Source organism: Sulfobacillus sp. TH-112, from assembly GCF_057473405.1.
Genome location: NZ_JBYCKN010000062.1, coordinates 1 through 11952, shown reverse-complemented (window position 1 = coordinate 11952; position 11952 = coordinate 1). Strand labels below are relative to the sequence as shown.

Annotated in this window: 11 protein-coding genes; 10 read left to right on the top strand and 1 reads right to left on the bottom strand. The window is 52.5% G+C overall.

Annotated elements, in window-relative coordinates:
* From ACOJWD_RS04065 to ACOJWD_RS04030, 8 genes are all read left to right on the top strand, one after another.
* Positions 1–1657, top strand: a 1657-nt coding sequence (locus tag ACOJWD_RS04065; RefSeq protein WP_486991944.1) for an acyl-CoA mutase large subunit family protein, incomplete at its 5' end; no start/stop codon positions are given.
* 25 nt (positions 1658–1682) lie between these two features.
* Positions 1683–2096, top strand: coding sequence for a methylmalonyl-CoA epimerase (mce, locus tag ACOJWD_RS04060; RefSeq protein WP_486991943.1), 414 nt, complete (start codon positions 1683–1685; stop codon positions 2094–2096).
* Complete coding sequence (locus tag ACOJWD_RS04055; RefSeq protein ID WP_486991942.1) at positions 2089–3633, top strand: acyl-CoA carboxylase subunit beta; 1545 nt, start codon at positions 2089–2091, stop codon at positions 3631–3633. The genes mce and ACOJWD_RS04055 overlap by 8 nt, the downstream gene beginning before the upstream one ends.
* A 10-nt stretch (positions 3634–3643) precedes the next feature.
* Positions 3644–3808 carry a hypothetical protein gene (locus tag ACOJWD_RS04050; RefSeq protein WP_486991941.1) on the top strand — a complete coding sequence of 55 codons (165 nt, stop codon included), beginning with the start codon at positions 3644–3646 and terminating at the stop codon, positions 3806–3808.
* Between the two features lie 41 nt (positions 3809–3849).
* Positions 3850–4224 (top strand): biotin/lipoyl-containing protein, encoded by a 375-nt coding sequence (locus tag ACOJWD_RS04045; RefSeq protein ID WP_486991945.1) that lies wholly within the window; start codon positions 3850–3852, stop codon positions 4222–4224.
* A gap of 3 nt (positions 4225–4227) precedes the next feature.
* Positions 4228–5463 (top strand): PIG-L deacetylase family protein, encoded by a 1236-nt coding sequence (locus tag ACOJWD_RS04040; RefSeq protein ID WP_486991940.1) that lies wholly within the window; start codon positions 4228–4230, stop codon positions 5461–5463.
* A complete protein-coding gene (locus tag ACOJWD_RS04035) occupies positions 5460–6287 on the top strand; it encodes a M55 family metallopeptidase (protein ID WP_486991939.1) in 828 nt (275 codons plus the stop codon). The genes ACOJWD_RS04040 and ACOJWD_RS04035 overlap by 4 nt, the downstream gene beginning before the upstream one ends.
* Before the next feature lie 32 nt (positions 6288–6319).
* A complete protein-coding gene (locus ACOJWD_RS04030; RefSeq protein ID WP_486991938.1) occupies positions 6320–7513 on the top strand; it encodes a polysaccharide biosynthesis protein in 1194 nt (397 codons plus the stop codon).
* A 33-nt stretch (positions 7514–7546) separates the two neighbouring features.
* Here ACOJWD_RS04030 and ACOJWD_RS04025 read toward each other — a convergent pair whose 3' ends face one another.
* Entirely contained in the window at positions 7547–9295 is a 1749-nt protein-coding gene (locus ACOJWD_RS04025) for a peptide ABC transporter substrate-binding protein (RefSeq protein ID WP_486991937.1), read from the bottom strand.
* Between the two features lie 564 nt (positions 9296–9859).
* Here ACOJWD_RS04025 and ACOJWD_RS04020 point away from each other — a divergent pair.
* Together ACOJWD_RS04020 and ACOJWD_RS04015 are read left to right on the top strand one after the other, a co-directional pair.
* A complete protein-coding gene (locus tag ACOJWD_RS04020) occupies positions 9860–10315 on the top strand; it encodes an HAD family hydrolase (RefSeq protein WP_486991936.1) in 456 nt (151 codons plus the stop codon).
* 124 nt (positions 10316–10439) lie between these two features.
* Entirely contained in the window at positions 10440–10790 is a 351-nt protein-coding gene (locus ACOJWD_RS04015; protein ID WP_486991935.1) for a DUF190 domain-containing protein, read from the top strand.
* The last annotated feature ends 1162 nt before the right edge of the window (positions 10791–11952 follow it).

The window sequence follows — 11952 nt, the reverse complement described above, 5'->3', positions numbered from 1 at the left end:
GTTAGAAGAAGCCTACCAGGTATGGAAGCAAACCGTACTCAAGCCGTATCAAGAGAAAAGCCAAGAGCGGCAAGAGGTATTTGAGACGGTCTCGGAAGTTCCGGTCGAGCGGCTTTATACGCCGCTCGTCGCGCCTGGTGGCGGTTATCTCGAGAGTCTCGGCTTTCCGGGCCAATATCCTTATACCCGTGGGGTTTATCCTACCATGTATCGAGGACGCCTCTGGACGATGAGGCAGTATGCGGGATTTGGTACGGCGGAGGAGTCGAATTTACGCTATCGATACCTGTTGGATCAAGGTCAAACGGGTCTATCGGTCGCCTTCGACCTACCCACTCAAATGGGATTTGATTCGGATAACTCTGTCGCCGATGGAGAAGTCGGTAAAGTGGGGGTGGCCATTGATACCTTAGCCGATATGGAGATTCTGCTCGATCACATTCCGTTAGATCGTGTCTCCGTCTCGATGACGATTAACGCCCCTGCCGCTATTTTATTATTAATGGTAGTCGCGGTGGCGAAGAAACAAGGGGTTAGCCTCAATCAGTTGACCGGGACCATCCAGAATGATGTATTGAAGGAGTACGCGGCGAGAGGCACCTATATCTTCCCACCGAGCCCCTCCATGCGGATTATTACCGACATATTTCGCTGGTGTTCAGTGCATTTGCCGCGCTGGAATACCATTAGCATCTCTGGATATCACATTCGTGAAGCCGGATCCACCGCCGCTCAGGAAATTGCCTTTACGTTGGCGAACGGGATTGCCTACGTGGACGCGGCGATGAATGCTGGACTCGATGTCGACCACTTTGGCCCGCGACTATCCTTCTTTTTTAACGCCCACATGGATTTCTTTGAGGAGATTGCCAAGTATCGCGCGGCACGAAGAATTTGGGCGGATATTATGAAGAATCGTTTTGGTGCGAGAGACCCTCGGTCTTGGCAATTGCGATTTCATACCCAGACTGCCGGATCGACCTTGACCGCCCAGCAGCCGGAAACCAACGTGGTGCGGGTATCGTTGCAAGCCTTGGCGGCGGTGTTGGGAGGGACTCAGTCGCTTCACACCAATTCTAAAGATGAGGCCTTGGCCTTGCCGACAGAGGACTCAGCCCGTCTGGCGTTGCGTACCCAACAGGTGATTGCCTATGAGAGTGGCGTTGTGAATGCCGTCGATCCACTAGGCGGGAGCTATTTTGTTGAGGCGCTCACGGGTCGTTTAGAAGCGATGGCACGTGCCTATCTCGACAAGATTGATGAGATGGGCGGTGCTGTGCACGCCATTGAAACCGGGTTTGTGCAACGAGAAATTCAAGATGCCGCCTATCGGTTCCAAAAGAAGGTAGAGTCCTCTGAGCAAATCATTGTGGGAGTCAATCGTTTCCGTATGGAGGAAAATGCCACGGACGCTCTCGCTAAAATGGACCCAGAGCTTCAAAAGCGACAGGTCGAGAAACTGAAGGCGGTGCGGCGACAGCGCGACTCTCAACGGGTCAAGGCTGCTCTCGACGCGTTGGACCGCGCGGCGGCAATAGATAATGCGCCGATTATGGAAGTGCTGTTGGAAGCCGTCGAGTCCTATGCCAGTTTAGGAGAAATGGTGGACGTGTTACGTCGGCATTTTGGTCGCTATCGTCCTCCGGCGGTGATTTAATCGGCGGACTTAAGGAGGCGTATTCATGAAGCTGGATCATATTGGAGTGGCGGTGAAGAACTTGACCGAAGCCATCGGGGCGTATGAAACGCTGGGGCTTCCGGTTGCGGATCGAGAGTATGTGGAACGGGACCAGGTGGAGGTCGCGTTTGTGCCCTTCGAAGGGGGCCGATTTGAACTTTTGGAGCCCTCAAGCGATGATTCTCCAGTGGCAAAATTTTTATCCCGTCGGGGCGAAGGAATTCATCATGTGGCTCTTAGAGTCACCGATATTGTGGCCGAACTGGAACGTCTCAAGCAATCTGGGACTCGCCTGATTGACCAGGAGCCTCGCGTCGGGGCAGGCCATAGCTTGGTCGCCTTCATTCACCCGGCGGCTACGGGAGGCGTATTAGTGGAATTAGTGCAGCGGGAAAGTGAGGAAGATCACCATGGCTAATGCGCGCGATGACCTGAATCGGCGCCTTGAACATATTGAGGCTATGGGGGGACCTCAGCGAGTCGATCGGCAGCATGAGATGGGCAAATTAACCGCGCGCGAGCGCATCGCCTATCTGCTCGATGAAGGAACCTTTGAAGAGATTGGTGCTCACGTTGAGCACCGTGGGACTCTTTTTGGTATGGCTTCGGTCGATTCGCCTGCCGATGGGGTGGTGACAGGGTTTGGGCGAATTGATGGTCGCCCGGTTTATGTTTTCGCACAGGATTTTACGGTACTGGGAGGATCACTGGGAGAGATGCACGCCCAAAAAATTCAACGGGTGCAGGATTTGGCGTTAAAGTCGGGGGTGCCAATCATCGGCTTGAATGATTCGGGAGGGGCCCGTATTCAAGAAGGGGTCGATGCCCTCAACGGCTATGGGGAAATCTTTAAACGCAACACCTGGGCTTCAGGAGTCATCCCCCAGATTACGGTCATCATGGGGCCCTCGGCGGGGGGCGCAGTGTATTCTCCCGCCTTGACGGATGCCATTATTATGGTGCGACATACCGGCCAAATGTTCATCACCGGACCTCAAGTGATTCAAACGGTCACGGGAGAGAGCGTGACGTCAGAGGCTCTGGGCGGAGCAGATACTCATCTCAAGCGCTCCGGCGTTGCCCACTTGGTGGCGGATAATGATCAGGAAGCCCTGGCACTGGTACGAGAGGTGCTGCGCTATCTTCCTCAAAATTATCGGGAGGAGCCCCCTTATCAGCCATCGGAAGACCCTATCTATCGCAGCGATCCGCTATTAGATAGCATTATTCCTGATGATCCGAATAAGCCGTACGACGTGTTGAAGATTATCCAGAGTATTCTTGATCCCAAGAGCTTTTTGGAGTGGCAAAAGGGCTATGCGGATAATTTGGTGATTGGCTTCGGTCGCATGGGAGGGCGCCCGCTCGGAATTGTCGCCAATCAGCCCAAGGTTTTGGCCGGCACGTTGGACATCAATGCGTCTGATAAGCTGGGCCGATTTATTCGTTTGTGTGACGCGTTTAACATCCCAGTGGTCACCATGGTCGATACCCCGGGATATCTTCCCGGTACGGCGCAAGAATTCGGTGGGATTATTCGTCATGGAGCAAAAGTGCTCTATGCCTATGCAGAAGCCACCGTTCCCAAAATCACGGTGATTTTACGCAAAGCCTATGGCGGCGCTTATTTAGCGATGTGTAGTCGCTCTCTCGGCGCCGATTTAGTGATGGCCTGGCCCAGCGCCGAGATTGCTGTGATGGGACCTGAAGGTGCGGCGAACATTATTTTCCGGCGTGATATTGAGGGCAGTGATTCTCCGCAAGAAACCCGCGTACAAAAGGCAGAACAATATCGGCAGCAGTTTGCTAATCCCTATGTTGCCGCAAGACACGGGTATATTGATTCCGTCATCCAACCATCGGAAACACGGCTACACCTGGCACGGGCTCTGATGACACTTTATAATAAACGGGATGAGAGGCCGGACAAGCATCACGGAAATATGCCAGTCTAGGGGTGAAGATGTGATGGAACATGACGACAGTGATCGACTCGAAGAAGCGGTGCTAGCGGCAGCGATTATGATGCTGATGGAGGCGAACACGGAGGGAATCTATCCCGACGTAAAGGTCCGAGAAGTCTGGCCCAAACCGTCGGCTTGGCGTTGGGCCCCTATTGGCCGATATTAAGAGAATCTACGGAGCACTAAAGGAGAGGGAATAGATTGGCGATGACGCGGCGTTTTCGGATTACAGTGAATGGTAAGGTTTTTGAGGTTGAGGCGGAAGAGTTAGGAGGAGTGGAGACCCCGGTCGCTACCGTGGCACCGGTCAAGGCACCAAGCGCTCCAGTGGCAGCATCGGCACCATCGCCGACGAGGGCCGCAGCGGGGGCGAGTACGGTGGATGCTCCACTACCGGGATTGGTGTTGGATGTGAAAGTATCAGCGGGAGATGTCGTGACTGAGGGCCAGATCCTGGTGATTCTGGAAGCGATGAAGATGGAAAATGAAATCGTGGCGTCGCAAGATGGCGTGGTAGAGAGTGTGAACGTGGCTAAGGGAGACAACGTGTCGTCGGGCGATGTTTTGGTGGTTATCAAGTAGGCGATGGCGAATGGTGAGCGACTCCTAGTGTTGGCCCCTCATCCCGATGACGAGGCGCTGGGGGCGGGTGGACTAATGGCCAAAGCCCAGTCCTTGGGCCACGAAGTCTTTGTGGGCCTTTTCACCTCGGGCGATGGATTTCGTCAGGATGCATCTCGCTATTACTTGTCGCTTGAGGTGACGGAAGATGAATACCTTCATATGGGGTATGAAAGGCAAATCGAAACCACGGCTGCTTTAAATGAATTGGGCGTACCCCCTCAGCATATTTACTTTTTAGGGAATCCCGATGGAGGACTGGATTCCTTGTGGCTGACCGACTGGGATACGGCGCCTTGGGTGAGTCCGACTACGGGAAAATCTCAGGTACCCTATTTAACGGCTTATCGCCCTGAAGTTCCCTACCGTGGACGCAACTTACTCGCTCTGGTCATAGATTTAATACAAGAAATACAGCCGACCCGTCTGGTCTTGCCAAGTGCGTTTGATACCCATCCAGATCACTGGGGGACCAATGCGTTTGGTACACTGGCGGCATTGGAACTAGGACGGAAACTAGCACATTTTTCGCACTTGCCGCGTTGGGGATATCTTGTTCATTGGCCTACCTGGCCTTTTCCACTGGCGTATCGACCTGATATGGAGGAGCAACTTCCTCGCTTGCTTCTTGATATCCGGCAAGAGCCGTGGCATCGCGAGGTGCTATCGCCAACGATGGTGGAATCGAAACGTCGCGCATTATTAACGTACGAGAGTCAAGTGGAACTTATTAAACCCTTTCTTTTGGCGTTTGCACGATCAAGTGAACTATTTGCCGTGGAAAACCAATTTTCTCCTACTCGAAGCGCCGAGGAACTTGTGGTGCGCAATCCTCGAGTGACTTGGATCCAGAAAACCATTGGCAAGAGTAATCCCTTAGTGTCGGTGCGCTGGGGCAGGGCCCCTAGTTATGATTATGCGGTGGTGACACTCATGGGGCATCTTGGCAAAGAAGACAAATTGCAATTCAGTCTCCATCCCATTGATGGCTATCAGCGGCATTATGAATGGATGGTGAGCAACCGAGAAGCGCTGGACGACATTGAGGTCCAGATTCGCGGTTATGAGGTGGAGGTGCGCTGGCCGAAGATTTGGGTTGGTGAGGCCATGCACATGATGGCGGGAGTACAAATCTATCGCAAGGGGAAATGGGAAGGGAAAATTCCCTTTCGCGTGATTTCATGGGAGGACGTACGATGAAGGTATTCATTTCGATTGACATGGAAGGTATCAGTGGGATTGTAGATCGCGATCAATTTATACCCGACGGGCGTCGCTATGAACGGGCGCGGGAGTCGATGATGGGTGATTTAGGGGCCGTGCTGAAGGCTTTGGGCCAGGCCCCGGACGTCGAAAGTGTGATTGTGAATGATTCGCATGATGGTATGTTAAACATTTTATCAGAGAATATTCCTAGGAAGGTGCGGCTGATTTCTGGCGGGACCAAGCTTTGGTCGATGAATCAAGGGGTCGATGAGGCTGATGTGGCCTTTTATATTGGCTATCATGCTCGGGCAGGTACCCCCGGAGCGATTATGGATCATACTTATTCAGGTGAAATATTTTCGGTGACGTTAAACGGGCGAGAAGTTGGTGAAACAGGCATTAATGCGGCAATGGCCGGGTATTTCGGCGTTCCGGTGGCTCTCATTTCGGGGGATGATAAAGTGGCCAGTGAAGCCCGGGACTTATTGCCCGAGGTGGAGACGGTGATCGTCAAAGAGGGCATTAGCCGCCGTGCGGCCAAGCTTATAGCGCGTCCGGACGTTGACGAAGCATTAACACGGGGAGTACAACAGGCGCTCAAAAAAATGCGTGAAGGGAGGTTCGCGCCGTTCATCGTCACATCCCCCGTCCGTCTCACGGTGACCGTGATGACGCCGGAGATGGCTGACCGGGCCATGTATTGTCCGGGCGCCGTGAGAGTGGACGGGAGAACCGTGTTATTCGAGGAACCCACGATGCTTGAGGCATTCCGAGCTTTTTATACCGTGATGGCGATGAGTGATCGACCGCTATACTAGAGAGTGCGAAAACCGCATGATACAATGAATTTATGGACGTAGCAGAGCATCCGCGACGATTTTGGTCGGATAATGCATTTTTAGGCGTCGCGACGCTTATCGCGGGTATATTTAACACCGTATATTCCATATTGCTGGCACATGCCTTAGGACCGATAGACTATGGCCGGGTCGTCGCCTTGAACAATATGGTCAGCCTGTTGCTATTACCATTGCCGGTGGTGGGCTTGATGGCGATACGGTTGGGAAAACAGCCCAACATGAAGTGGGTAGAGTGGGCGGCCCTCAGTTTAGGGGGCCTCATGTTCTTGATCGCTATCCTCTTAAGTGGAATTGGAGCGCGTACCTTTCATGTGCATCGAGACCTGATCGTTCTCTTTTCGGTGACGGTTCTTTTCAACTTTGGTTATGCTCTCTACATTGGATTTATTGAACGGGCCCGCCGCTATGATTTGGTCGGGTTGCTGTTAGTATTGTCGAGTGGCTTATCAGTGGTGGCGGTGGCTCTGACGGTGACTCTTGGGCGACAGCACCCGCTGTTTTGGCTTGGGGTGACCCAGTGCCTCGCTTTCGTGGTGGTGTTTGTCACCGCACAGCGAAAGAGTCATCGGACTCCTTCCTTAACCCAGAGTGTGCTGGGGCGCAGAGTTCTTGCGACCACTTTAGGAGTGGGAAGCTTACAGGCCTTTTGGGGGCTGACCGACTCGCTTTGGGCCAAAGCGCACTTGAGCCAGGTACATGCCGGGCTATACACGGGTCTTGCGACGATCGGACAGTCGCTTCCATTTTTAGTGTCTAGTCTGGCTGTGGTGATGCTGACCGCGATATTGGATGATCCCCAGAACCGCCGACGCTATTTAGGTCGCACTATGCTGATTACGCTGGGACTCATTGCTCTCTTTATTGCGGTGTTGTCATCCTATCCGGAAACGGTAGTGCGGTTGGCTTTGGGAGCCGCCTTTGTGCCCATGGTGTTTTTAATCGAGCGATATAGCGAGGCGATGTCGGCCTTGGCCTTGGTCATGGTATTGACCACCTATGGAGTGGCGGTTGGGGCGTTGCGCGCGATGGTGGCAGCCGTACTAGGCACCCTATTTTGGATGGTGTGGTTGGCGTCCGCCTATACCATGAGCGCTTTGGTTCAACGTACACTGATCGCCATGGTATTGACATTGGGTTTGATTGTGTTGTCGTTTCTCTGGCCACAAAATAAGCCGACCCGATAAGACAGGGTCGGCTAAGACAGTCCGTGATTGAGGCTAATTGCTGATGGTCCAGTAGTTCGGGAAAATCATATCAGTAATGGGATTAAAGGAGCTCACCGTTCCATGAAGATTCTTGGCGTGTTCGGGCCATCCTGATCCAGCGTAGCTTGAAGCGGGATAGGGGAGGAAGATCACGGGAACTTGCTCGGCCGTATAGAGTTCGTAGTTATAGAGAGCTTTGAGCGTTTGAGCCGTGGTGCCGGGCTCATAGGATTTAGTGATCAAAGAATCCTCTTCCGAGTTATTGAAGTCCTCGGAGTTGGACGCGGCATTCGTGGCAAAAAGACCGCCGCCAGTCGGATAGTAGTCTGGCTGATAGGTCCATCCACCGCCCCAGTCTCCCATGTTCCATGTCGTCGGGTCTTGATTGGTGCCGGCTTTGGCAATGACCTCATCAAAAGGTACTTGGTCAATATTCACGACAATACCCTCTTGAGCCCAGTCGGCCTTCAGCAACTCCTGAATATCGGTCTGGGCGGTAGAGTTCGAGACCCCCAGCATCGTGAATTCGAGCTTGATACCATTTTTCTCCATGACCCCATTTACTTCGCTCCAACCGTGCTTTTCGAGAAGTTTTTTACCAGCGGTCGGATTATAGGGGTAAAGGGGTTTCGCGGTGGCCGGGTCGGAATAGGGCATCTTGGGCTCGGAGGCCACGGGACCTCCTTCAGGTACGGCTTGACCATGGAAAATGCCTTGGGCAATGGCGTTTTGATTCACACCCATTTGTAGGGCCTGTCGTACGTAGAGCTGCTGGAACACCGGGCCCAGCCCATTGGGAGCTTTGGGGCTCTCATTAATGACGAGATAGTTAAAGCCCAAGAGGTAGGGTTCCGTCAGCACATCATTGGAGAGTTCCTGGCGGGCATCCCAGTCAGCTTTCGGCAAGTATCCTTCATTAATGGTGCCGGTCTTCAGACCGGCAAATTCGGCTTCGTCGCTGGTCTCTTCTTGGAACACCACTTTAGAGAGTGACGATTGATGACCACCGAAGTTTTTGTTGGGAACATAAGTCCAGTCTTCGTTGGGTGAGTAGGACGCGATGTGGTACGGGCCGTCCACCACTTTATAGACCGAGTTCATGGGGGAATTGGCCACACTGTTGATGAACTTCATTTCTTGGGTGAGGTTGTTAGGATATTTGTTCCAGACCGATTCAGGAACGGGCCATAATTGTCCCAGACCATTATGAATAAACCAGTTGGGGTTCGAGGCTTCATTGAGGGTGACCACCACTTTGGTGGTGCCGACAGCCTTCACACTGGACCACCGCGTTGGGAGCCCTCCAATTCCTGCACCACCATAGAGCCACACGGGATTTGATCCACTGGCGGCTTTGGTAATGTCCCAGGTGAATACCACATCTTGTGCGGTAATGGGCTTGCCGTTTGACCATTTATACTTCGGGTTCATGGTCAAGGTATACTGAGTTCCGGTACTATTATGGGTAATGTTCGAGACTAATGAGCGGGAATAATCAATTTCATCCTGTTTATTAAACATGATAAGGGGGCGATACTCCATACTGTCGATTTGAGTATTCACGTCGCTAAATGCCGCTGACGAGAGCATGGGGAAAAACCAGTTGGGAGAGGTGGCCGGCGCCAATGCAATAACGGCGGTGCCACCGGTCGTAGTTTTGGCGGATCCCGCGGCGTTGGATGAGGTTGATCCACATCCAGCCAGAATCGCAACGGAACCGAGCAAAGCTGCCGAGGAGACAGCTACCATGCGAAATTTCATCGTTCTCCTCCTAAGAGACTGAGTGCCCGCAGTGGGCCTTTTAAAAATTCGAGAATCATAACAGCTTTGGGTAATTCGACAATTGCGAGAAAAATCCTTCTTATTTTGTAGTGGGACTTCAGTGAGTCTTAAGGGTAGTGTTCCGATGACGGATGAAAACGGCGGAGGACAGCGCCGATTCCATCGACAGATGAAGGACAGTGGGGACCAGAACACAACGATCGACACTCCCCGGGGCAAGGGGAGACGATCTCAGGCAGTGCTCGACTCTAATGTCTACATTTGCCCTAGACCGCGATATAAATGCCGGGGACAAAAGCCCCCTTTTGGACGTGGGTTGCCTTAACGATGGCGGCCGGCGCGATGAGGTGTCTATACTTTGACGTGCGCGAGGGAGGGCGGTATCGGAGCCCGAAGGACGCCTAATGGGCTAGTTGGAGGATCTCAAGAATTATCCGGGATGGTCGTCTATAAAAGATGAACTCTCGGGATTCAACTATGGGACGCTTTGGGATAATGTCTACACAAAGATAGTGCCGATGTTAGGAGAAAGGATGAGAGTATATGGAGATACACATACCCAATCGTGGACCGTTAACAATCCGGCACGTAGTTTTGGATTTTAACGGCACATTAGCTGTCGATGGGCAAATTCCTGCGTCCACGGTGAAAGGGCTTATAGCCCTATCACATGAGTATCATGTTCTTTTGGCAACTGCAGACACCTTTAACACAGCGGGCGGGTTTTCTGATGAGTTGCAATTAGAATGGCAGCGAGTGACAACAGGACAGGATAAAGAGGAGATTGTGCGCAACCTAAAAGGCGGAGTGGCGGTGATTGGCAATGGGGCTAACGATGCGCTGATGTTCAAGGCGGCTGACTTAGCGATAGCAGTTCTAGGGAAGGAGGGCTTGGCTACCGGAGCGATGCTATCGGCAGATATTGTCGTTTCCTCAGCCGATGATGGGATGGAATTGCTCCTACATCCCCGGCGGTTAATCGCCACCATGCGACTCTAGTCAAAAAATTGATGTGTACCAGCGGCTCATCTGTGGTGCATAGCGGGCTTCTAGTGTATATTTTAAGCACGTTTTTAAATTGCGAACGATGAAGATACAGCTTAATCGGAAGGGGAACTGAGTGATGGCAACCGAGTCCACGTCGGCCAACCGTGTGCGTATTTATATTGGAGAGTCAAGTCATTATGAACATCAGCCACTCTATCACGTCATTATCATCAAGGCTCGAGAGATGGGGATGGCCGGCGCGACGGTAATGAGGGGAATTGAGGGATATGGTTATACCCATCGGATTCATTCTGCCAATTTGCTGTCATTGTCGGCAGATTTACCGTTGATTGTTGAAGTTATCGATCGGCCGGAACGAGTCGCCGATTTCGTTACGGTAATCAGTGAGATGTTAGATCATGGTCTCATTACTGTGGATACGGTGGATGTTCGTCACTATGGAAAGTCGAAAACGTTGCCAATCTAATGATGGTTGAGGATTACGCCCCCAAGGATCTAGGGAGAGCAAGCATGCGCACGGCTTATTGAGGATTTTTGCCCATTTGGCCTGATTGTCCTTACTGATTGATGGATTGGATCTCGGCGGGATCCGGAGCTTCTTCGGCCATGGTGGAGGCAGAATCGGCTATCGGCTGAAGGTCAAGCCTATCATGGCCGCCTCTCCGTCTCCCGCTGTCGCTAACAGTGAATAGTACGAATCGATTCGGCGGCTAAGATTCAGCGATAAAACTGGGCGGGGTGCCAATCATCCAGGCTGCCAAGTATTCGCTGTTCGTTGTAAAACACGATCCAGGTGGCCATGGTTTCGTACTCCTCGGTGAAGGTCTGGAACACCTGGTCCCCGAGACATTTCGCTTCCAAGAGGCTGTGCCAGGATGCGCCATGCGCATTCTAGTTCGGCGTCGCCGTGGGGATGCGCTCATGGGAAATGCCCAGATCGGTACAGCCCTCAGCCCAAACATGGGCGATTCATTGCGCCGATGTTTGGGCAATATTGTGATGCCTTTAGTATGGAACATGAACGCATTTCGGTACATAGTCCGAATCACAATGTCTATATTGAAACGTGTCATGACCCCAGTGAATCGACCACTATAACACGGTGCGGATTCACAGTCGGTTAGAATACGGATCCCCTGGGGAAATGCGGGCCCGCGTGGCGGCGGGACAGGCCCGGTGGATTCCCCTGCGCGTCTAAGAACATACAGCAGGGCCGACGTCTAGGTAATATCAGCCCGAAAGGCGGGAATTCCCTGACGGATCTACCCAGAAAACCCACTCTCTACGCCCATCAGCGCATGCTGGGGGGAAGACTCAGAGGATGCTTCGCTGGCAGTGCCCGCGAGGGAAGGGGTCACGACTGATGACGACCATCGGAGCTACACTCACGACAAAGTGATTGATCCATAACACGTTGGTCTCCGGGAGAGCCATTTCCTCTTGACGAAATACAGATGATCCCACCGTGGCCTTCGACTCTTAGTCTAGGACCGTCATTCTTGAAAGGAGGGGGTTTAACCGTTTCATAAATCTTTACCTATAGTTATCCATGGTTGTATAATTTAGGTATGAACCGGACACTTGTGGGCATTCGTGAAGCAGCCGAATTTTTAGGCGTGACTCCCTCG

Bases quoted from the DNA above. Each gene is read 5' to 3' on its own strand.
- ACOJWD_RS04055 (WP_486991942.1), top strand. From the start codon at position 2,089: ATGGCTAATGCGCGCGATGACCTGAATCGGCGCCTTGAACATATTGAG.
- ACOJWD_RS04025 (WP_486991937.1), bottom strand. From the start codon at position 9,295: ATGAAATTTCGCATGGTAGCTGTCTCCTCGGCAGCTTTGCTCGGTTCC.
- ACOJWD_RS04045 (WP_486991945.1), top strand. From the start codon at position 3,850: ATGACGCGGCGTTTTCGGATTACAGTGAATGGTAAGGTTTTTGAGGTT.
- ACOJWD_RS04020 (WP_486991936.1), top strand. From the start codon at position 9,860: ATGGAGATACACATACCCAATCGTGGACCGTTAACAATCCGGCACGTA.
- ACOJWD_RS04015 (WP_486991935.1), top strand. From the start codon at position 10,440: ATGGCAACCGAGTCCACGTCGGCCAACCGTGTGCGTATTTATATTGGA.
- ACOJWD_RS04030 (WP_486991938.1), top strand. From the start codon at position 6,320: ATGGACGTAGCAGAGCATCCGCGACGATTTTGGTCGGATAATGCATTT.
- mce (WP_486991943.1), top strand. From the start codon at position 1,683: ATGAAGCTGGATCATATTGGAGTGGCGGTGAAGAACTTGACCGAAGCC.
- ACOJWD_RS04040 (WP_486991940.1), top strand. From the start codon at position 4,228: ATGGCGAATGGTGAGCGACTCCTAGTGTTGGCCCCTCATCCCGATGAC.
- ACOJWD_RS04035 (WP_486991939.1), top strand. From the start codon at position 5,460: ATGAAGGTATTCATTTCGATTGACATGGAAGGTATCAGTGGGATTGTA.